The 21128-nt window shown below is 54.5% G+C and carries 24 protein-coding genes; 3 read left to right on the forward strand and 21 right to left on the reverse strand.

The annotated features are described in order from the left end of the window. Window positions 1-9 precede the first annotated feature (9 nt). Window positions 10-375 carry an Asp23/Gls24 family envelope stress response protein gene (locus tag AC27IT_RS09900; RefSeq protein ID WP_005831018.1) on the reverse strand — a complete coding sequence of 122 codons (366 nt, stop codon included), beginning with the start codon at window positions 373-375 and terminating at the stop codon, window positions 10-12. Window positions 376-622: 247 nt separating this feature from the next. Here AC27IT_RS09900 and rpmB point away from each other — a divergent pair, with 247 nt between their 5' ends. Further along, a complete protein-coding gene (gene rpmB, locus AC27IT_RS09905; RefSeq protein ID WP_005831020.1) occupies window positions 623-811 on the forward strand; it encodes a 50S ribosomal protein L28 in 189 nt (62 codons plus the stop codon). Between the two features lie 95 nt (window positions 812-906). On the opposite strand, the gene spoVM is transcribed toward rpmB, so the two are convergent. The 6 genes from spoVM to AC27IT_RS09935 all read right to left on the reverse strand — a co-directional run bounded on the left by spoVM (window position 907) and on the right by AC27IT_RS09935 (window position 4352). Next, window positions 907-990 (reverse strand): stage V sporulation protein SpoVM, encoded by an 84-nt coding sequence (gene spoVM / locus AC27IT_RS09910; RefSeq protein WP_005831022.1) that lies wholly within the window; start codon window positions 988-990, stop codon window positions 907-909. 20 nt (window positions 991-1010) lie between these two features. Next, the gene (locus AC27IT_RS09915; RefSeq protein ID WP_162129876.1) at window positions 1011-1148 is read right to left on the reverse strand and encodes a hypothetical protein; all 138 of its coding nucleotides are present in this window, start codon (window positions 1146-1148) and stop codon (window positions 1011-1013) included. Window positions 1149-1394: 246 nt separating this feature from the next. Further along, on the reverse strand, window positions 1395-1955 hold the full coding sequence (gene thiT, locus AC27IT_RS09920; protein WP_007779172.1) for an energy-coupled thiamine transporter ThiT: 561 nt from the start codon (window positions 1953-1955) through the stop codon (window positions 1395-1397). Between the two features lie 141 nt (window positions 1956-2096). Continuing rightward, a complete protein-coding gene (locus tag AC27IT_RS09925) occupies window positions 2097-2819 on the reverse strand; it encodes an amino acid ABC transporter ATP-binding protein (RefSeq protein ID WP_005831025.1) in 723 nt (240 codons plus the stop codon). After that, window positions 2812-3471 (reverse strand): amino acid ABC transporter permease, encoded by a 660-nt coding sequence (locus AC27IT_RS09930; protein ID WP_005831026.1) that lies wholly within the window; start codon window positions 3469-3471, stop codon window positions 2812-2814. Before AC27IT_RS09930 ends, AC27IT_RS09925 begins: the two co-directional genes overlap by 8 nt. A gap of 56 nt (window positions 3472-3527) precedes the next feature. Further along, entirely contained in the window at window positions 3528-4352 is an 825-nt protein-coding gene (locus tag AC27IT_RS09935) for a transporter substrate-binding domain-containing protein (RefSeq protein ID WP_005831027.1), read from the reverse strand. A 329-nt stretch (window positions 4353-4681) separates the two neighbouring features. Here AC27IT_RS09935 and AC27IT_RS09940 point away from each other — a divergent pair, with 329 nt between their 5' ends. Both AC27IT_RS09940 and AC27IT_RS09945 read left to right on the forward strand, forming a co-directional pair. Then, complete coding sequence (locus AC27IT_RS09940) at window positions 4682-5812, forward strand: M20 family metallopeptidase (RefSeq protein WP_283857920.1); 1131 nt, start codon at window positions 4682-4684, stop codon at window positions 5810-5812. A gap of 114 nt (window positions 5813-5926) precedes the next feature. Next, window positions 5927-6352, forward strand: a complete 426-nt coding sequence (locus tag AC27IT_RS09945) for an RDD family protein (protein WP_005831029.1) — start codon at window positions 5927-5929, stop codon at window positions 6350-6352. Window positions 6353-6369: 17 nt separating this feature from the next. Here AC27IT_RS09945 and AC27IT_RS09950 read toward each other — a convergent pair whose 3' ends face one another. The 14 genes from AC27IT_RS09950 to remA all read right to left on the reverse strand — a co-directional run bounded on the left by AC27IT_RS09950 (window position 6370) and on the right by remA (window position 21117). Then, window positions 6370-6522 (reverse strand): hypothetical protein, encoded by a 153-nt coding sequence (locus AC27IT_RS09950; RefSeq protein WP_155808565.1) that lies wholly within the window; start codon window positions 6520-6522, stop codon window positions 6370-6372. A 65-nt stretch (window positions 6523-6587) separates the two neighbouring features. Beyond that, on the reverse strand, window positions 6588-7235 hold the full coding sequence (gene rpe, locus AC27IT_RS09955; protein WP_025844629.1) for a ribulose-phosphate 3-epimerase: 648 nt from the start codon (window positions 7233-7235) through the stop codon (window positions 6588-6590). After that, a complete protein-coding gene (rsgA, locus tag AC27IT_RS09960) occupies window positions 7229-8119 on the reverse strand; it encodes a ribosome small subunit-dependent GTPase A (protein ID WP_007779188.1) in 891 nt (296 codons plus the stop codon). Before rsgA ends, rpe begins: the two co-directional genes overlap by 7 nt. 18 nt (window positions 8120-8137) lie before the next feature. Then, the gene (gene pknB / locus AC27IT_RS09965; RefSeq protein ID WP_026557359.1) at window positions 8138-10120 is read right to left on the reverse strand and encodes a Stk1 family PASTA domain-containing Ser/Thr kinase; all 1983 of its coding nucleotides are present in this window, start codon (window positions 10118-10120) and stop codon (window positions 8138-8140) included. A 5-nt stretch (window positions 10121-10125) separates the two neighbouring features. Continuing rightward, the gene (locus tag AC27IT_RS09970; RefSeq protein ID WP_005831036.1) at window positions 10126-10881 is read right to left on the reverse strand and encodes a Stp1/IreP family PP2C-type Ser/Thr phosphatase; all 756 of its coding nucleotides are present in this window, start codon (window positions 10879-10881) and stop codon (window positions 10126-10128) included. 4 nt (window positions 10882-10885) lie between these two features. Beyond that, a complete protein-coding gene (rlmN, locus tag AC27IT_RS09975; RefSeq protein ID WP_005831039.1) occupies window positions 10886-11956 on the reverse strand; it encodes a dual-specificity RNA methyltransferase RlmN in 1071 nt (356 codons plus the stop codon). Window positions 11957-12154: 198 nt separating this feature from the next. Continuing rightward, on the reverse strand, window positions 12155-13501 hold the full coding sequence (gene rsmB / locus AC27IT_RS09980) for a 16S rRNA (cytosine(967)-C(5))-methyltransferase RsmB (RefSeq protein WP_487091764.1): 1347 nt from the start codon (window positions 13499-13501) through the stop codon (window positions 12155-12157). A 3-nt stretch (window positions 13502-13504) separates the two neighbouring features. Continuing rightward, entirely contained in the window at window positions 13505-14455 is a 951-nt protein-coding gene (gene fmt / locus AC27IT_RS09985; protein ID WP_007779202.1) for a methionyl-tRNA formyltransferase, read from the reverse strand. 5 nt (window positions 14456-14460) lie between these two features. After that, window positions 14461-14937: a peptide deformylase gene (gene def, locus AC27IT_RS09990; RefSeq protein WP_005831045.1), complete on the reverse strand. Its 477-nt coding sequence runs from the start codon at window positions 14935-14937 to the stop codon at window positions 14461-14463. 16 nt (window positions 14938-14953) lie between these two features. Further along, window positions 14954-17389 carry a primosomal protein N' gene (gene priA, locus AC27IT_RS09995; protein ID WP_327953460.1) on the reverse strand — a complete coding sequence of 812 codons (2436 nt, stop codon included), beginning with the start codon at window positions 17387-17389 and terminating at the stop codon, window positions 14954-14956. Then, on the reverse strand, window positions 17386-18639 hold the full coding sequence (gene coaBC, locus AC27IT_RS10000) for a bifunctional phosphopantothenoylcysteine decarboxylase/phosphopantothenate--cysteine ligase CoaBC (protein ID WP_429777020.1): 1254 nt from the start codon (window positions 18637-18639) through the stop codon (window positions 17386-17388). Before coaBC ends, priA begins: the two co-directional genes overlap by 4 nt. A 1369-nt stretch (window positions 18640-20008) precedes the next feature. Then, window positions 20009-20215: a DNA-directed RNA polymerase subunit omega gene (rpoZ, locus tag AC27IT_RS10005; protein ID WP_005831051.1), complete on the reverse strand. Its 207-nt coding sequence runs from the start codon at window positions 20213-20215 to the stop codon at window positions 20009-20011. A 4-nt stretch (window positions 20216-20219) separates the two neighbouring features. Beyond that, window positions 20220-20840 carry a guanylate kinase gene (gene gmk / locus AC27IT_RS10010; protein ID WP_007779210.1) on the reverse strand — a complete coding sequence of 207 codons (621 nt, stop codon included), beginning with the start codon at window positions 20838-20840 and terminating at the stop codon, window positions 20220-20222. Window positions 20841-20856: 16 nt separating this feature from the next. Then, window positions 20857-21117, reverse strand: a complete 261-nt coding sequence (remA, locus tag AC27IT_RS10015) for an extracellular matrix/biofilm regulator RemA (protein WP_005831055.1) — start codon at window positions 21115-21117, stop codon at window positions 20857-20859. Window positions 21118-21128 lie beyond the last annotated feature (11 nt).

The following is a 21128-nucleotide window of genomic DNA, read 5'->3' on the forward strand; positions in this document are numbered from 1 at the left end:
TGTTCCTCCTTACGAATCTCTGTCTGTACGAACTCCCTGTACGAAGATGTTGACGGCAGTGACATCAATGCCTACCGTTTGTTCCAAGGTATATCTCACGCGGCGTTGCACGTTGCCGGCGACCTCGGAAATTTTCACGCCATAGCTGACGATAATATGCATGTCCAAAACCACTTCGCCGTTCGTATTGTGCACAACGACGCCTTTGCTCAGGTTGTCGCGGCCAAGAAGCTCAGCAATTCCATCCTTCAACGCCTTGCGGGAAGCCATACCCACCAGCCCGAATACTTCCATGGCTGCGCCTCCGGCAATTCGTGCGATCACGTCTTCTGTAACATCGATCTTTCCTAGCGATGTACTCATTTCCACTGTCATGCAAGGACTCCTCCTCTGTTAAACAGCTTGACCTCCATAGGTAAGCGTACCCATGCTTCCCTCAATTCTACACTAACATATGGGAGAAATGAAGCGTTTTGTCGAACCTACCAACCCTAGCAGAAAGACGGGGCAAATCATCATGTCAAGTATTGCAATTGACAGCAATGGTGTGCTAATATAGTCGAGTATTTGTATTTCCCATCAAGGAAATCCCGTTTAGATGCAACAAGGGAGGTGGATCGTAATGGCACGTCGCTGCTTTGTAACAGGTAAATCTGCAAAAGCTGGAAACGCTCGCTCCCACTCCATGCGCGCAACTCGCCGCACCTGGGGTGTCAACGTACAAAAAGTGCGCATTCTCGTTAACGGAAAACCGAAGCGCGTTTATGTAAGCACTCGAGCACTGAAATCCGGTCTCGTCACTCGCGTGTAGTTTTGACAAGCTACGCGAAAAAAAGCACCCTCGAGGTGCTTTTTTGCATTTCTCCGACGTTCCTTTTCCGTCTTTTCATGAAGGAGGCCGCGTCTTCATTTTTTCTTGTTGAATGCCTCGATGATGCCGCGAATCATGCCACCCAGGAACTTCGGCAACTTGATGGTGTAAAATCGCATGCTACCCCTCCTCACCGAAATTACTTCCCACGATACAAATACCAGCCCGCCCCCATGAGTGCCGCCGCCAACAGGCTATACCAAACCCACGGAGGTGCCATGTACAGGAAAATGGTGATTCCCCCGACAGCCAACGCAACCCCGAGAACACGTCGCAAGGCGCCCCCCTGTCGCAGGCGATAGGAGCGCAATCCCATTTCTTGCTGCACCTCCTTTAGGTGTTCTCCCAAACGTGCATATTACATCATATTCTGCTGTCGGATAAACATGTATCCTGCCACGCGAAAATGTCGATGTCCGCTGCAAACACAGGTAGAACAGATGACGGCGAAAAGAAAAATTCAGGCAACGCAATTGCTGCCTGAATACATTATGAAAACAATCTGTCTTTTATGCAGGTCCCACTACGCCAAACGGTCGCGCGCCGGAAACAAAAGCTGCGAGGCGCTGCCCAGCACCACCGACAGGACGACGCCCGCGATAATCATTTCGGGAAGCAGGTAGGTGATATTGTAGACAAAGGAATACAGCGCGACAGGCGTGCCTTCTGGCGCGTACTCGCCAAACCAGATGACCCCCGACGTAAAATGGCAAACCAAGCGACCCAGCCCCCCGATCAGCAAGCCGCTCCACAGCGCGAAGATCCGCTGCTTCTTTCCTTCCCGGCCGGACAGGCGGACAAGCCCGGTCAGTCCCAATGCGGCAAACGCCAGCGGATAATCGAGCAACACTTGTACCGGATTGACCAAGGTACTGCCGAACAAGAGCTGAAGCAGTCCTACTACCATCCCCGTAACGACGCCCGCCAGCAAGCCGCGGCGAACCGCGATCAAGGCAATCGGAACCATGACCAGCGAGACGGAGCCGCCCTGCGGCATTTCAAACACCTTGATCTGGCTGAACACAACCGCGAGCGCCGCCATCATCGCCATCTCCAGCAAGATGACCAATCGTTGACGATCCAATCTCCTTCACTCCTTGTCATTCCTCATGAATTTTCATAATAAAAGAGCAACAGCCACCGAAGCTGTCTCTGATTCTAGCCCAAGTCCCAACGCCTGTCAAAGAGAAAAGCCGCAGGCACAAGCTCCCGCGGCTTCCTTTGCTCAACGGACCTTTTCCAGAAACTGCTTGGCCCGTTCGCTTTTCGGATTTTGGAAAAACTCTTTTGGCGGCGCATCCTCCAACAGTCGGCCGTCGTCCAGAAACAGGATGCGGTCGGACACTTCTTCCGCAAAACGCATCTCATGCGTCACGATCGCCATGGTCATCCCGGTGTGGGCCAACCCTTTCATAACCTCCAGCACCTCTTTGACCATCTCCGGATCAAGCGCGGACGTCGGCTCGTCAAACAGCATGATTTGCGGCTCCATGACCAGCGAGCGGGCGATGGCGACGCGCTGCTTCTGCCCGCCGGACAATCGCGACGGGAAGACGTCGGCTTTGTCGGCCAAACCGACACGCGCAAGCAGCTCCCGCGCCTTTTTCTCCGCCTCGCTTTTCGCCATGCCTTTTACCTTGATTGGCGCGTAGGTCAGGTTGTTCAGCACGGTCATGTGCGGGAACAGGTGAAAATGCTGGAACACCATCCCGATCTGCTGGCGGATCGCCATGACGTTTGCCTTTGGGTCGGTAATTTCCTGACCGTTGATCGCGATTTTGCCGCTGGTAGGGACTTCCAGCAGGTTTATGCAGCGCAGCAGCGTCGATTTTCCCGATCCGGACGGCCCGATGATCGCCACGACCTCGCCTTTGCCGATTTCGGTGGAGATGCCTTTCAAGACGTTCAGTTGCCCGAACGACTTCGTAATGTTGTCGATTTTAATCACTGCGTCTCATCCTCCGTTCCACTACGCGCGCTACCCATGTCAGGATCATGACCATGACATAGTACAGGAAGCCGGCGATCAGGTATGGTTCAAAGTAGCGGAAGATGGCCCCTTTTACCACGTTCGCATTTTGCATGATGTCGGACAGACCGATCGTGGAAACGAGCGCCGACTCCTTCAGAAGCGCGATCGTCTCGTTCACGAGCGCAGGCAAAATGTTTTTCACGCCCTGCGGCAAAATGATGTCGAGCATCATGCGGCGATACGGGATGCCGAGCGCCTTGGCCGCTTCCCACTGTCCTTTGTCCACAGCCATAATTCCGCCGCGAATCGTCTCCGAAATGTACGCCCCCGAGTTCAGGGTAAACGTCAGGACGGCTGCTTCCAACTGCGAAATGTTGTAGCCGGTGAGCTGCGGAGTCGCGAAGTAGACGAACGTGAGCTGCAAAATCAGCGGCGTTCCGCGAAAGACGGACGTGTAGGCGACAGCGAGCCAATTCAGCGGCCCGAATTTAGAAATTTTGATGAGTGCGAGGATCGAGCCCCAGATGAAGCCTAAAACGACGGAAATCAATGTAACAAGCAGCGTGCCCTTTATCCCCTGCAAAATGAAAGGGATATAGGGCACGATTTGCGCAAAATCCAAATTCATGCCCTCTCTCACCTCTTGCTACGTTGCGTAGTTGTAAAAAGCTTTGCGTTCAGAGATTATTGAGCGAACCATTTTTGGATCAGCTTGTCCATTTCTCCGTTTTCCTGCATTTTTTTGATAACCTCGTTAAACTTCGCTACGTGTGGAGAGCCTTTTGGAAAAGCGATGGCAGAGCCGTTCGTTTCTTTCGATTCAATCGTGGTGAACTGCAAGCCAGGGTTGCTCTCTACGAAGCTTTTGGCCACGTGGTCCTCGATGATGGCAGCGTCGACGCGGCCGGTTTTTACTTCTTCCACGATCTCGCCCAGCTTGTTCAAGGAAGTCACTTGCAAGCCTTGTACGGTTTTCGCCAGCTCTTGCGCCGCCTCTTCCTGGATAGAGCCAAGCTGTACGGCGATCTTTTTACCCGCGAGCTGATCTGGCTTGGTGATGTTGCTATCCTTCTTGGAGACGATCGTATTTTTCGCTTCATAGTAGATCTCGGAGAAATCCGCATTTTTTTTGCGCTCATCCGTTGGCGTCATGCCCGCCATGACGAAATCGGCACGATTCGTTTGCAGCGCCGGAACCAGTCCGTCGAAGTTCATGTCGGTAATCTGGATTTCATAGCCCAGTTCTTTGCCGATGTATTTGGCGATGTCGATGTCAAACCCGACGATCTCGTCCTTGCCGCTGGTCAGGTCGTGGTATTCATACGGCTTGTAGTCCGCAGACGTCGCCATGATGAGCGTCTTTTTCTCGCCAGCTTGTCCTCCTTGGCCTGCCGGTTGCTCCTGGCCTGCGCCCGCTTGTGGCTGGTTGCCCGTGCCGCAGCCTGCGATCATCGCCGCAGCCAGCAGAGACGATAATGCAAGAGAAAGAATCGATGTCCGTTTTTTCATTGTGTACCCCCGGTTGAAATGATTTACTGCAAAAGCAGCCATGCTTGCCTAGAATATTTTGCACAACAACTTATATTTATGCAGGATAATGACTATTTTAATCAATAACTAAACAATTTCAATCATTTTTTCACCATCTGTTAATTATGCAAAATACAGAATTTTACACACAAATCACTTTCCTCCTTTTGTTTGCCGTGCTTCCTGCTCTGCCTAGTATGCCCGACTTCTTAAGGATATCGTGACGGCCCGTCGGATTTTTCTCTGGCGAAAAGGGGCGCGAAGCTTTATAGTGCATATGAAAAGCTCGTACATAAAGGAGGAAGACGATGATGACCAACTGGACGTCTTATTTTCGCGAGCAGCTCCCGGAAATCGTGGCCGAGCTGCGCACCTACGTGGAGATGGAAAGCCCGACCCACAACAAGCAGGCGGTTGATCGGCTCGGCCTGCTGATCGCCGAGCGTTTCCGCGAGCTGGGCTGCCGGATCGAGCGTCTGCCGCAGGAAACGTACGGCGACCAACTCCGCATCGAATACGGCGAGGGCGACGAGCAAATTCTCGTGCTGGGACATTTTGACACGGTGAAGGAGATCGGCACGCTTGCGAAGGAGCCGTGGCGGGAGGAAGACGGCCGCCTGTACGGACCGGGCACGTACGACATGAAAGCCGGGATCGTTTTCGCCTACTTCGCCCTGCGCGCGATCATCTCGCACAAGCTCCCGCTCCGGAAAAAGCTGGTCTATTTCTGGAATACGGACGAGGAGATCGGCAGTGTCTCCTCCGAGCAACTGATTAGACAGGAAGCGGCGCGAAGCAAATACACGCTGGTGCTGGAACCGGCAGCCGGAGACGGTTCCTTGAAAACGAGCCGCAAAGGCGGCGGGGAATTTTTCCTGACCGCAACCGGACGCGCTGCTCATGCTGGCAACGATCACGCCCTTGGGGTGAATGCCATCGAGGAGTTGGCCCATCACGTCCTGGCGATTCAGTCGTTTACAGACTACGCCAAAGGAACGACCCTGTCTGTCGGCACGATCAAGGGAGGCAGCGTCTCCAACGTCGTTCCGGACTGGGCGACGGCGGACATCGACGTCCGCGTTCAAAGCCGCGACGAAGCCGAGCGGATTACCCGGCTGATGAACGAGCTCTCCCCTGTGCTCGCTGGCGCAGAGCTGAAGCTTGCGGGCGGCATTGCCAAGCCGCCGATGGAGCGGACCGACGGTACCGCGAAGCTGTTTTCGCTTGCCCAGGAGCAAGCGCGCCTGGAAGGCTTCGAGCTGACGGAGTGCGGTGTCGGCGGAACCAGTGACGGCAATTTTGCCGCAGATGCCGGATGTCCGACACTCGACGGACTCGGCCCTGTCGGTGACGGCGCCCACGCCTCCCACGAGCACGTCGTCGTCGATGCCATCCCCGGCCGCATGGCAGTTTTGCTCCGCCTGTTGACCACCCTGTAAAAAAGCTTTTCTCCCGCTTGATCGCCGAGGAATCGCTGGCGTTTTTTCATGAAATACTTTCAACTGACCAAACATATATATTCCCTAGCCTCGGAAAAGAAAGGAAGGGTACGTATGGAAAACGCTGCACCATTGCCAAGCAATCCCGTCGGGTTTTGGCGGCGTCTCGGAGCGTCCCTGCTGGACGGACTGATTATCGGTGTGCCTCTGGCTATCATCAGCTATTGGATTACAGGCCAAACGGAAGGAAATCTCGCGACCAATCTGATCTCCACGCTATACAGCCTGCTCGTTCCGGTATTTTGGTCCGGCTATACGGTCGGCAAAAGAATTGTCGGCGTGCGCATCGCCCGCGTGGACGGCGAGTCTGTCGGGATCGGCACGATGCTGCTGCGCGTGCTCGTCGGCATGATGCTCGTCTATGGCATTACGTTCGGGCTGGGAGCCCTAGTGAGCCTCATCATGGTCTGTGTGCGCAAAGACAAGCGCGCGATTCACGACCTGATCGCCGGTACGTATGTGACTTCTGATCGTCCCTAGCAGATGATTGCCTGTTTTCAGTAGAAAAGCGCCACTAGGATTGCGGAAAATTCCGCGACAGGCGACTGCTTGCCAGCCAAAAACCGGATGCCGGATGCTGTGTTTGCCGCATCGGCAAAAGCCCCGCTGCGGACACGGCGTTTTGCTCGGCCGCTCCATTTTTTTCGCACGCCAAAAAGCCATCTGCGCCGTTTTGTTGCAGATGGCTTTTTCCTGTTCAGTTCACCGTTTTCGTTTATCCGCGAATCGCTGAAATCGCTTTTGCGCGATCAGGCTGGTTGAACACCGCGCTGCCTGCGACGAGTACAGTCGCTCCCGCCTCTTCGCACAGGCGCGCTGTTTCGGCATTGACGCCGCCGTCGATCTCGATCTCGACATGGCCCAGCCCGCGCTCGTTCAGCAGGTCGCGCAGCGCCTTGATTTTCGGCACAACGTTGTGGATGAATTTTTGCCCGCCAAAACCAGGGTTGACGGTCATCAAAAGCACCATGTCCAGATCAGGCAGCACAGGCTCGATAGTCGCAATCGGGGTGGCCGGATTGAGCACAACACCAGCCTTCACGCCTTGTTCTTTAATCAGGTAGAGCGTTCTGTGCAGGTGGCGGCACGCTTCCTGATGAACCGTGATCCAGTCCGCACCGCTTTTGGCAAACTGCGGGATGTAGCGGTCCGGCTCTTCAATCATCAGATGCACGTCCAGCGGCAGCTTGGTCACGGGACGGATTGCCTCGACGATCAATGGCCCGATCGTGATGTTCGGCACAAAATGTCCATCCATCACATCCACGTGAATCCAGTCTGCTCCCCCGCGCTCGACATCGAGAATCTCCTCGCCCAGACGGGCAAAATCCGCTGACAGGATAGAAGGTGCGATTTTTACCATGGTTTGTTCCTCCGTTGATATTCTTTCAGCTCTTCGCGGAACTGTTTGTAGTGTTCGTAGCGATCCTCGCTCAGCTCGCCTGCCGCCAGCGCCGCCTGGACGGCACATGACGGCTCGCTTACGTGCAGACAGCCGCGGAATTTGCAATCCGCGCTGAGGGCAGCAAAGTCACGGAACGACTCGGCCAGATCCAGCTCGGTAAAGTCGATGAACTCCAGCGAACTGAAGCCTGGCGTGTCGGCCACATAGCCGCCGCCTGGAAGCGGGATCAGCTCGACGTGACGGGTTGTATGCTTGCCGCGTCCCAGCTTTTGGCTGACATCGCCTGTCTGCAGGCTGACGCCAGGGAACAGCGTGTTAATCAGCGATGATTTTCCCACTCCTGACTGCCCGGCGAAAACGGTAATCCGGTCGTGCAAAATGGAGCGCACTTCCTCTAGGCCGCGCTCGTCTACCGTCGAGGTCGGAATCACCTGATAGCCGATGGCCTCGTATTGGCGCACGATGGCGTCCACTTCTTCCTGCGACACCTGATCGGCTTTGGACAGCACAATGACGGAATCGATCCCGACGTGCTCGGTATGAGCCAAAAACTTGTCCAAAAGCAGCGAGCTAAACATCGGCTTGTACATGGAAAAGACGAGAACAGCCTGATCTACATTGGAAATGGGCGGGCGGACCAGCTCATTGGTCCTTTCGCCCACCTCCATGACATAGCCTTCTTCTTCATTGATCGCATCGTAGACGACCCAGTCGCCCACGAGCGGGTTCACCTTGGCGTCTTTTTTCTTGAACAGCCCTCTTGCACGGCAACTGTAGATGCGCCCCTCATCGGCTACATAGTAAAAGCCGCTCAGCGCTTTCACAATCCGTCCTTCTGGCATTCATGTCCCTCCACTATCCTACGGCAAGCTGTTATACGAGATCGGAATGGTTTGATAATCCCTGAATTCGGTGTCGTTCTGCCTTTTGACTGTTGCTCGGACAACTGCGTCTTTTTGCGGCGAGAGAACGACCGGCACGTCGTATTCTTTGTTTTCCGCGATTGTTTCTTGCTGGAATACTTTTGCTTCGCCGCGCGCGTCTGTCACTTCGATCTTGACTTCCACGGTCTCGCCCGGTACGACTTCCACGTACACCGTCGCTACAGCAGACTTGGCATCCTGCGGATACTGTCCGTTGCTGACGGTCAGCGGTACGGCTACGCCTTTTTGGACCTGCATGCCCGGGTCGTACGGATGCGTACTCAGCACTTCGCCCGCCTTGTCGGTGGTGTACGTTGGCACTTCCTTGATTTCTCCGACACCAAGCCCTTTTTTGAACAGTTCCACTTGGGCCGCTTCCACCGATTTTCCCCGCACATCCGGCATGCGGACAAACGCTTTGCCTTTGCTGATCGTCACCTTCACACTCGTCTTGCCCGGATACACCTTTTCATTCGCTTCCGGCGACTGCTTGATGACGGTTCCCACTTCGGCCTTGTCGTCCTCTTCCTCGACGAACGTGACCATTTCCAGCTTGAAGCCGTTCTTTTTCAACGTTTCCTCCGCCGTTGCCCGCGGCAGCGTGACCAGATTCGGCATGTCGATCAGTTCCTGGCCTTTGCTGACGTACAAGGTGACGACGGCCTTTTCCTTCAGCCTCATCGGCGGGGCCGGGTCCTGACGGATGACCATGCCTTTTTCGATCGTATCGCTTGCTTCTTCTACAATCTGCGGTACGAGATTTTTTTCCTTGATTTTGTCCTCGGCGAGTTCCACTTGGATTCCTTCCACATACGGAACAGGCACCTCAGGAATGGAAGGGAACACGTTCAACAAGAAGTTGAAACCGAAGAACGCAAGCACGAAAAACAGTCCAATGCCACCGACCCAGAAAAGAGCCTTGACCCACCATTTTTTCGGCGGCTTATCATCCTCGTCTTCTTCGGACGGCTCATGGCGGCTGCGCTGTCCGACTCCTGTTCGGCCGCTCGTGTGCCCTTCCATCATCTCCGGTGTAATAATCGGAACGACGCGCGTCATCTCCTCATCCACCGGGAAGGTTAGCTTTTCTTCGTTCAACCGTTCCGGAAACAGGCACGTCTCCAAATCTTCAAGCATTTCCCGCGCGGATGCGTACCTAAGAAACGGATCTTTGACCAGCGCCTTCAAGATGACGTTTTCCACGCTTTGCGGAATGTTCGGGTTTACCTGACGCGGCTCGGGCAACGGCTCCTGCAAATGCTTGAGCGCCACCGATATCGGCGAATCGCCGGAAAACGGCAGCTCCCCGGTCACCATCTCATACAGCACGATCCCGAGCGAGTAAATATCGGACTTTTCTCCCGTAATCCCGCCACGCGCCTGTTCCGGCGAAAAATAATGGACAGAGCCAAGCATGGCGTTCGTATGGGTAATCGTAGCAGAAGTAACGGCGCGCGCGATACCGAAGTCCGTCACCTTCACTCTGCCATTTTTTCCGATCATGATATTGTGCGGCTTGATGTCTCTGTGAATGATCTGGTTTTGATGCGCGTGATCGAGTGCATCGCAAATTTGCTCGGCGATGCGCACTGCCTCCTCTACGGGCAATGCCCCACGCTGGATAATGACTTCCTTGAGCGTGCAGCCTTCTATGTACTCCATCACCATGTAGTGCGTGTCGCCTTCCTGGCCTACATCGTACACCCCGACCACATTGGGGTGAGACAAGCTTGCCACCGCCTGCGCTTCACGCCGAAACCGATTGACAAAGTCTTCGTCCGTACCAAACTGCGAGCGCAGCACTTTGACGGCCACCGGACGATTCAGGATCAAATCCCTGGCTTTGTATACGATCGCCATACCGCCTCCGCCGACGCGGGATTCCAATTGATACCGTCCTCCCAGTCGTTGACCTTCCATCTCTCTCACCCCTCTTTCTGACCGACATCAAGCTTTTTTTGGACAGCAACCAGCGTAATGTTGTCTTCCCCACCGGCATCCAGCGCTTCCTGCACCAGACCGTCCACTTTTGCTTGCAGCGATATCTGTTTCTGTAACCAATTTTCCAGAGAGGCATGGCCTACCTTGTTCGTGAGACCATCCGAGCAGATGAGGACGACATCGCCCTCCGACCACTCGAACTGTCCCAAATCAATCAACACATCCGGCTCCGTGCCGAGCGAACGCATAATCACGTTTCGATGCGGATGGACCGATGCTTCTTCCTCGGTGATTTGTCCGCTTTTCAAGAGTTCGTTCACCAGAGAATGGTCCTCTGTCTTCATCACCAGCCCGTCTGCATTGTAAAAATACAGACGGCTGTCGCCAATATGGGCGGTGATAACGGAAGATTCTCCCAACAGCGCCGCCACAACGGTCGTCCCCATTCCGCTGCACTCTGGATGGTTCACAGCGTAATCGTAGACTTCCCTGTTGGCAAGCAGAACGGCATTCATCAGTTGCTCGCGCGCGTCTTCTGCGTCGAGTTGCCCATCCAGGTGGCGCAGTTCTTTTACTATTCGCTCAACAGCAAGGCGGCTGGCAATGTCCCCAGCCTGATGGCCGCCCATACCGTCTGCAACAATGGCCAGCACGCGTCCGTTCAGATCGGCAACACAGGCATAGTAGTCCTCATTGATCTGACGGACGCGGCCAACATGGGATTTCATCGCGATTTCCATGGCTTCACCCCACGGTTTCTTTAGCGTGTTGTGCCCTCAGTTGACCGCAGGCAGCGGCGATATCACTGCCTTGTTCACGTCTGATGGTCACATTGATTCCCTTTTCCTCCAAAATGCGTTTGAACTGAAAAATTTCGTTGCGTGGTGTACGCACGTAATCGCGCTCGGGCACGTAGTTGACCGGAATCAGATTGACGTGGCAGAGCATGTCTCCGATCAGGTCGGCCAGTTCCTCGGCGTGCTCGGGCTGATCGTTTTTCCCGCCGAACAGACCGTACTCGAAGCTGATCCGACGACCTGTCTTGTTAATATAATGACGACACGCTTCCATCAGCTTGTCAAGCGGAAAGCCGCGGTTGATCGGCATCAGCTTGCTGCGCAGCTCCGTATTGGGCGCGTGCAGGGAAATCGCCAGGTTCACTTGTCCGCCGCGCTCGGCAAACTCGTAAATTTTCGGCACGATTCCGCTGGTGGAGACGGTAATATGGCGGGCGCCGATGTTCAATCCCCGGTTGTCGTTGATGATCGACAAAAAGGCCATCAGACTCTCGAAGTTTTCAAACGGCTCGCCAATCCCCATCACCACGACGTGGCTGACGCGCTCGCCCTCTGCATCGAGCTTGCGCTGGGCCATCAGCACCTGGGAAACGATCTCGCCCGCATCGAGGTTGCGCTTCAGCCCGCCGAGCGTGGAGGCGCAAAACGTGCAGCCGATCCGGCAGCCGACCTGCGTCGTGACACAGATGCTGTTTCCGTAGCTGTGGCGCATGATGACCGTTTCGATGGCGTGACCATCCACGAGCTGGAACAAAAACTTGATCGTTCCGTCCGTCGATTGCTGATGCGTAATTTCTTTCAAAGAATCCAGGCGGAACGTCTCGGCGAGCTTTTGCCGCAGGTCTTTGGAAAGATTGCTCATCTCATCAAAGGAAGTCACACGCTTTACGTACAGCCAGTCAAAAATTTGCTGGGCGCGAAAAGCTTTGTCACCTGCGCTGATGAGCCATTCTTTCAGTTCGTCTTGAGTCAAGCTGTAAATAAGCGGCTTTTCGCCTGTAAATGTCGTGAATGGCATTTCTTTTCCACATCCTCAAAATCATTGCTTGCACAAATCGTCATTCTATCATTGTACCTCGCCTCGCGTCGCGCTTCAAACGGTTTTGGCATCCATTTCAGAAATGCATCCCTTTTCCTAGTGTAAACCAATCTGCAGAAGCGCAAACAAAGGCAAAGGAGTGGCATTTTTCGCAGTTGGCGCGCCACCCCTCTCTTGCTATCTTTTTCGTTTCAGACGCGCGATAAAGAAGCCATCACTCTCAAAATGATGCGGCAAAATCTGCACGCATGCCCCTGTCTCGTCCACATGCGCCCGAGCGGCCTCTGGCAAGTCGTGCGCAAGCGTCTCGTCCAGGACAAACTCCGGGTGCTCCTTGATGAAGCGCTGGACGATCTCCTGGTTTTCTTTTGGCTCAATCGTGCACGTGCTGTACACGAGAACGCCATCTGCCGCAAGCATCGGCGCCAGCGCCTTGAGCAGTTCGTACTGCAACTGGGCAATCGCGCGAACATCCTCTGGCGTTTTGTTCCATTTCAAGTCTGGCTTGCGCCGGATGACGCCGAAGCCCGAGCACGGCGCGTCGAGCAAAATCCGGTCGAACGTCCCCAAGCCTCTGTCTGGCAAATCGAGCGCATCGCTCGTGATCGGCTCGATGATGGAGATGCCGAGCCTCTTTGCCGTTTGCGCAATCAGGTCGCGCTTGTGCGGGTGAAGGTCGCACGCGACGATGTGCCCGCGATTTTCCATCAGCTCCGCGATATGCGTCGTTTTCCCGCCGGGAGCCGCGCAGGCGTCGAGGACGCGCATGCCTGGCTTGGCGGCAAGCGCAGGCGCTACCAGCATGGAACTTTCGTCTTGAATCGTAAAGTAGCCTTCGCGAAACAGGCGCGAGCCGGCCGCGTGCCCACCCTCTACCAAAATCGCTTGCGGGCTGAGCGCCGACTGCCTCGCCGCCGTTTCTTCTGCCGCGAGCTTGTCCAGCAATTCGCTCGCGCTTGTTTTCAGCGAATTGACGCGAATGGAGCTGTGCGGATGGCGGTTGTTGGCTTCGCAGATCGCGATCGTCGTCGCTTCGCCGTACACCGTAAGCCATTGCCGAACGAGCCATTCCGGATGGGAATGCTCTACTGCGATCTGCGTGGCGCGGTCACCTTTTGGCAGACGCTCCCACACATCCGGCTGGCGCAAGACGTTGCGCAGGACGCCGTTGACCATCGAAGCAATCCCTTGGTGACCTCGGCGCTTCGCCATTTCCACCGCCTCGTGAACGGCTGCGCGCTCAGGGATACGGTCCAGAAAGCGGATTTGGTACAGGCTGAGCCGCAGCAGGTTGCGCACCCACGTCTGCAGCTTTTTGTTCCCGACAAAGTGGGACAGGACGTGATCGAGCGTGAGCTTCCGCTGGATCGTGCCGTACACCAGTTCTGTCACCAGCCCCGTATCTGCCGCGCTGAGCTGCGCGCGGTCCAGAACGCCTCGCAACTCCAGATTGCTGTACGATTTGTGTTCCTCGACTCTGTTCAATACATCTAGCGCAATATCACGCGCTCCCTTTTTTGCCACGGGCTATTCTCCTACCTTCGTGCCGATTTCGATGCTGCTGCCCGCTCCGCGCAAAAAGTCGAGAGCGCTCATCCGTTTTTTGCCTTCCGGCTGCAATTCGGTTATTTTGACCGCCCCGCTGCCGCACGCGACGACCAGGCCGTCTTCCTCGCGGGCGATAATCGTTCCCGGCGCTTTTTTGCTGCCAGCTTCGGGCCATTTTTCCACCCACCACAGCTTCCACACTTTGCCTTCGTATGTCGTGAAGGCGACAGGCCATGGGTTCAGTCCGCGTACCTGGTTGTAGATTTGCGCGGCGGATTTCGTCCAGTCAATTTTTTCGTCAGCCCGCTTGATATTCGGCGCAAATGTCGCAGCCGAGTGATCTTGCGCTTCCGGCTGAATCTCCCCTGCCAGCAGCCGAGGCACCGTCTCAAGCAAAAGCCGGGAGCCAGCGACCGCCAGCTTGTCATGCAAAAGTCCGACCGTGTCGCGTTCCTCGATCGGCACGACGACTTTGGACAGCATGTCCCCTGCGTCCAGCGCCTCTACCATGTACATGATCGTCACGCCCGATTCGGCTTCCCCGTCGACGATTGCTTTGTGGATCGGCGCACCGCCGCGATATTTCGGCAAAAGCGAGGCGTGCACATTGATGCAGCCAAACGGCGGCGCATCCAAGAGCCGCTTGGGCAAAATTTGCCCGTAAGCCGCTGTCACGATCAGGTCGGGAGACAGCGCCAGCACTTCTTCCAGCGCTTCTTCTGCCTTGATTTTTTCCGGCTGCAAAACAGCAAGTCCATGACGCAAAGCCGCCTCCTTGACGGGGGGCGGCGTCAACACTTGCTTGCGTCCTACGGGACGATCCGGTTGTGTCACGACTCCAATCACGTTATAGCCTGCTTCGATGAGCGCGTCGAGGCTCGAAACCGCGAAGTCAGGCGTACCCATAAACAGGATGCGAGCATCTTTCAAATCGGTTATTCCCCTTCCTCTTCCGGGTTCACCTGATAGACCTTGTCGGCTACGTCGATGAACAGCACGCCATTCAGGTGATCGATTTCATGCTGGGCGCAGCGGGACAACAGGTCTTCGGCCTCCAGCTCGATTTCGTTGCCAAAGCGATCCTGTCCGCGCAGCTTGATCCATTGGTGGCGGCGAACATCTCCGCGCAGCCCCGGGATGCTCAGGCAGCCTTCCGGATAGTCAAACTGCTCGCCTTTGTGGTCGACGATTTCCGGGTTGACGATTTCGATCAGCCCGTCGCCGCAATCCATGACAATCACGCGCTTGGAGATGCCTACCTGCGGTGCAGCCAAGCCTACGCCCTCTGCATCGTACATCGTGTCAGCCATATCGTCCAACAGCTTGTGCAGGTTGGAGTTGAACTTGGTCACCTTCATTGCCTTTTCACGCAAAATCGGATCTGGATGTTTTACAATTGTGCGAATTGCCATGTGAATCATATCCTCCCTAAAGCAGCACGTACGGATCGACGTCAATCGTCATCAATACTTTCTGCTGTTTGTTCCACTCTTCAAATGCCGCCGTCGCCTGGGCAAGCAGGTCAGACAGTTGCGGTTCATCCCGATATTTTAGCATGATCTGAAAGCGAAATCTATCCTTCACGCGCGCAATAGGCGATGCGACTGGCCCGAGCACGATTGTCGTCTGGGCGAGCCGCGACCGCAAAAAGTCCGCCATCGTATGCGCGCCGCGAATGACGACAGGCACATCTTCGTGGCTGAACGTGATGAGCACCAGCCGGAAATACGGCGGATACCCTGTGCGCCTGCGTTGCAGCATTTCATCCCGGTAGAATGCCGGATAGTCGTGCCGCGTGGCGTGAACGATGCTGTAGTGCTCGGGCGTGTACGTCTGGATGACGACATCTCCCGCCAGCTCATGCCGCCCCGCGCGTCCTCCGACCTGCGTGAGCAGTTGGAACGTCTTTTCCGCCGCGCGAAAATCAGGCAAATGCAGCGAGCTGTCCGCTGCGATAATGCCCGCCAGCGTCACTCGCGGAAAATCGAGCCCTTTGGCGATCATTTGCGTCCCGAGCAGCACGTCGCCCTGCCCGTTGCGGAATTTGTTCAGCAACTCTTCATGCGCGCCTTTGCGCGACGTCGTATCCACGTCCATCCGGATCACGCGGATGCCGGGAAACAGCTTCGCCAGCTCCGCCTCCACCTTTTGCGTCCCCGTGCCGAAAAAGCGGATATGCTCGCTCTGGCATTCCGGGCAGTGCGCAGGCTGGGCGATCGTGTAGCCGCAGTAATGGCAGCGCGCCGTATGGTTCGTTTTATGGTAGGTCAACGAAATGTCGCAATGAATGCAGCGCATCGTATAGCCGCACGAACGGCACATGACAAACGTGGAAAAGCCGCGCCGATTCAGGAAAATGACCATCTGCTCGCCTTTTTGCAGCCGATCGGCAATCATTTCGTGCAGCTTGCGGCTGAACATGGAGCGATTTTCCGCATGCAGCTCCTCGCGCATATCGACGACGTGCACCTGCGGCATCGGGCGATTGCCTACCCGTTCGGGCATTTCCAGCAACTCGTATCTGCCGCGCGTAGCCAAGGCGTACGTCTCCAAGGCGGGCGTCGCGCTCCCCATCAGCAGGACGGCGTCGTTTCTTTTCGCTCGCCAGAGGGCGACTTCCCGCGCGTGATATCGCGGCGTCTCTTCTTGCTTGTAGGAGCTTTCATGCTCTTCGTCGATCACGATCAAGCCGACATTGCGAAAAGGAGCGAAAATAGCCGAGCGCGCCCCGACTACCACTTTTACCTGGTTGCGAATAATTTTGCGCCACTCGTCGTAGCGCTCTCCCTGCGACAAGGCGCTGTGCAGGACGGCGACATCGGCGCCAAACCGCGCCTTGAACCGCTCCACCATTTGCGGCGTCAAAGAAATTTCCGGCACGAGAAAAATCGCCTCGCGCCCTTTTGCCAGCGTCTGTTCGATCGCTTCCAGATACACTTCTGTCTTGCCGCTGCCTGTTACGCCATGCAGCAAGTACGAGGCGTACGTGCCCATTTTTATAGATTGCAAAATTGGTGCCAAAACTTGTTGCTGAAGCGGGGTAAAGTCAGGCTTCGGCTTGTCGAAAAAGCGGCGATTGGCATACGGATCGCGGTACACTTCCACCTGCTCGATGGCGACGAATCCTTTTTTTTCCAGATTCTTCAGCGACGCACGGCTGATTCCGTACTCCGCCTGCAGCATCTGGGTGGACAAAGACTGGCCTTCATGCATCTGGAACAGTTCGAGCGCCCTTTTCATCTGCTCTGCCCGCGCTGGCAAGGACCGGATTGCTTCTGCCAGCTCAGGCCCGCTCAGCAGGCTGCGCACAAACGATTGCTGCTTGCGCGTAATCCGGTCGGTGACCTGGTATTCCGTCGCCAACAAGCCGCTCGATATCCAGCCCGGCACGAGCAAGTACTCGTCGGGAAACTGCTTTTCCACCTCTGCGAGCGGCATTTGCCGTTTGCGCGCCAGTTCCCACAATAGCCCCGAGTTGCCGCACGTTTCTGCCTCCAGCGCCTCTGTCGCGACCAGCCATTTTTCCGACTTGCCTTTCAAGACAGCCGGAATCATCGCCTGGACGGCTGTCACCCACGGGCACAAGTATTGGCGGGACATCCACTCACCAAGCTCCAGCAACTCTGGCGTGAGCGGAGGCGTATCGTCCAGCACCTGCTCGACGTCCTTCAAGCGCGCCGACGCGATTTCCCCCTCCGCCTGCTCCACGATCCCGATCACGTAGCCTTGCAGCTTGCGCGGGCCAAACGGGACGATGACCCTGCTGCCCACGCGGATCAACGGGCTTAGCCAGGACGGTACCTTGTAGTCAAACGGGCGATTCGTTCGATTGACCGGTACGTCCACAATCACCTGGGCGATCATGACAGTTCAGACAGCGGCTTTTGCTGCAGCTTCAACAGCACGGCATCAAACAGCTTGTCGGCCACAGCCCGCTTGCTCAGTTTTTCCAGCGCCAATTGCTCGCCGTCCCGCGTCAAAAGAGTGACGATGTTCGTATCGCTGCCCATCCCTGCGCCTTCCAGGAGGACGTTGTTGGCTACGATCATATCGAGGTTTTTGCGTTCCAGCTTCGACTGCGCATGCAGCAGCACATCTTGCGTCTCGGCAGCAAACCCGACGACAAACTGCTTCGTTTTGCGCTCGCCGATTGTTTTTAAAATATCAGGCGCTTTGTCCAGCTCCAGCACGAAGGGGCCGTCGCCTTTTTTCATTTTATGCGCCTGCACTGTTTTCGGCCGATAGTCGGACACAGCAGCCGACTTCACGACGATATCGCTCTGTGGCAAATGCTCCATGACGGCGTCGAACATCTCCTGTACTGATTCGACGGCGACGAACGCGACGCCCTCTGGCCGCGGCAGCGCGGTCGGGCCGCTAATCAACGTCACGCGCGCCCCTCTGTCACGCGCTGCCTCCGCAATAGCGTAGCCCATTTTGCCCGATGCGTGGTTGGTGATGTAGCGAACCGGATCGATTTTTTCCCGGGTCGGTCCGGCTGTGACGAGTACGTGCTTGTCCAGCAAGTCTTGCTTCGCTGCTGCTTGCGTGTCTCGTGCAGCTTGTTGCCTAAACCAGCTCTGCACCGCTTCGACGATTTCCTCCGGCTCGGCCAGACGCCCTTTGCCAACCCAGCCACATGCGAGCAGCCCGACCCCCGGCTCCACAAACCGATAGCCAAACGACGCCAGCCTTTCCATATTGGCCGCAACCGCCGGATGCTCGTACATGTTCACGTTCATCGCAGGCGCGATCATCACCGGAGCTTTCGTCGCAAGCAACGTCGTCGTCAACATGTCGTCCGCGATGCCGTTTGCGATTTTGCCGATGACATTGGCCGTCGCGGGAGCAATCAGCACAAGATCGGCCTTGTCCGCCAGGTCGATGTGGCTGATGACGTGCGGGTCTGGCTCCGAAAATGTATCCGTGTAGACAGGCTGATGAGACAATGCCTGGAACGTCACTGGCTGAACGAATTTCATCGCATTTTCCGTCAGGATGACATGCACCTGTGCGCCGGCCTGCGTCAGCTTGCTTGTGAGCGCAGCCGCCTTGTAGGCCGCAATCCCGCCACAGACGCCGAGCACAATTCGTTTTTCTGCGAGCGAATCCATCTGTAACTCCCCTTTCTTCCCTATCCGAAAAAAACAACCTGCATACAGGTTGTCATTGGTCTATAGCTATTTACACTATAGTCTTTTCGATGTTGGGATATCAAGACTTTCTAGCATTCGCAATTCGTTCGTCTAGGATGGATGGTCTCATAGAGCAGGGGCGCTATTTGCCATTTTCGATAAAAAAACCTCCCCTTTTCACGAGTAACCTAGAAAACGGTTCGCTATGATTTCAGTGGTTTATCTCTATATCAAAAAGAAAAAGCTCGTCCTTATGACGAACTTTTCTATATTTTTAAGATCAGACGATTCGTTATTCATTTTTCCTTTTCACCATTGCCACAATATAAGCTATAAGCAGCAGGACCAAACTCGTGACCCAATAGTCCTGATTGATCAGGTATGGATATAAGGCTAATAAACCGATATTCAGTTGCATGATTTTGGAATTTTTTTGAAAGTAGCTAACTCCGCACGATACAACAATCAGAAGCGATATGAGGTAAGGATAATAGACAGTAATTTTTACCCACTTCCTCGTTTTTAATATTTCCGTGCTTTTAAGGTTACTCCACCGCTATATGCCCTTACTACGATGCCGTACCCTTTGTTGACATTAGCGATATACGCTGCGCCCGCACCCGTAATGGCAGCAATAATAGCCGAAGACACGCCCAAGCCTTTCGTCGCTGGGAAAAGCGACAAAATGATCCCTGCTACAGTCGTCGCAAGAGTTACCCCAACCAATACATTCGCGAGCCATCTAGTATCATCATCGCTTATGTAGAGCCAATTCCCAACATCCCAGTTTGGTCCTACATAGTAATAAGTATCAGAATCTTTTCCATAGTATGTGTATCCTTCATCTACAGCATATGTTGAAAAACCTTCAGCACTTGTTATTTCCCCTCCTTTTACTCTTTTTCCAATTCTATTGATCTGTTTTGTTTTAAAAATTTCGTTAGTTTTATCAAAGGTTTCTTTTAGCAGCTTATAAGTTTTCTCAGGGATTACCTGACTTGCTTCTTCGTTTAGGTAATATCCGTTTTTGTCTACGGAATAATAGTTTTGGTATTGAAAATCAATTGAAGCTCTCCTACGTCCACTGCTTGATCGATTGTTTGTGTATGGCTAATGAGACGGCAACAGCCAAAGAAACTACTTTTTTCACAATTAACCACTCCACTCAGAAAATATTTACATGGAATAATATAACATATATTTAGTTTTATTTCCATTTTATCATACGATTAATTTTCCCAAAAAAACGCCAAGCTGGAACTCGACTTAAAAATATTGAAATATATTTTTCAAACAAATGCCCACAAAAAAACAACCTGCATACAGGTTGTTTTTTCAAAGCAAGCTCTTATTTACGTCCGTCCAAAAACTCGTGCACCAGCTCGTCGGAGATAAACTCTTCCAGCGCGACGCCTACAAACTTTTTGGATTTTGGTTTGACTACCTGCATTTCGCTGTTTTCACGCAATTGGCGGGCGCGCTTGGAAGCTACGGTCACCAGGATGTACTTGCTTTCCGCTTTTGCGGTCAATTCGTCGATAGATGGATACAACATAAAACTATTCAACCTCCTTCAACCATTTGCGATATTTGTGAACCTGACGATCTTTTTTCAGGTGCTCGGCTGTAATAATCGCCTGAATGCGATCGCAGGCTGATTCGATCACATCGTTGACCACTACGTAATCGTAATGATCCATCAGCTCGATTTCGGCGCGGGCGACTTCCATCCGCTTGCGGATCACATCCTCCGTCTCCGTTCCCCGTCCCACGATCCGGTTTTCCAGCTCGTTCAGATCAGGCGGGGCCAGGAACAGGAACGTCCCTTGCGGAAAGCGCTGTTTTACTTGCAGCGCGCCCTGGACTTCGATCTCCAGGATCACGTCGCGCCCTTCGTTCAGCATTTCATCCACAAACTGGCGGGGCGTGCCGTAGAAGTTTCCTACGTATTCTGCCCATTCCAGAAGAGCGTCCTGCTCAATCATTTGCTGGAACTCTTCCTTTGTCTTGAAAAAGTAATTAACTCCTTCCACCTCGCCCGGGCGCGGAGAACGTGTGGTAGCCGATACGGAATACACCAGCTCGGGCATTCTTTCCCGAAGGGCCTTGCATACCGTGCCTTTCCCCACTCCCGCAGGTCCGGAGAGAATCAAAAGGAGACCGCGATCAACCATGCTCATTGTTTACACTCCTACTTTATTCGTCCGATTCGTCGTCCTTCGTCGAGAGGCGCTGCGCCACTGTTTCCGGCTGTACCGCTGACAAGATGACGTGATCGCTATCTGTAATAATCACAGCACGCGTCCGGCGTCCATAGGTAGCGTCCACGAGCATGTTGCGATCGCGCGCTTCCTGAATGATCCGTTTGATCGGAGCAGATTCCGGACTTACAATGGAAATAATGCGGTTGGCATTCACAATATTGCCAAATCCGATATTGATTAGCTTGATTGCCATAACGGCCCAGC

This window comes from Brevibacillus sp. YAE8 (assembly GCF_057543335.1).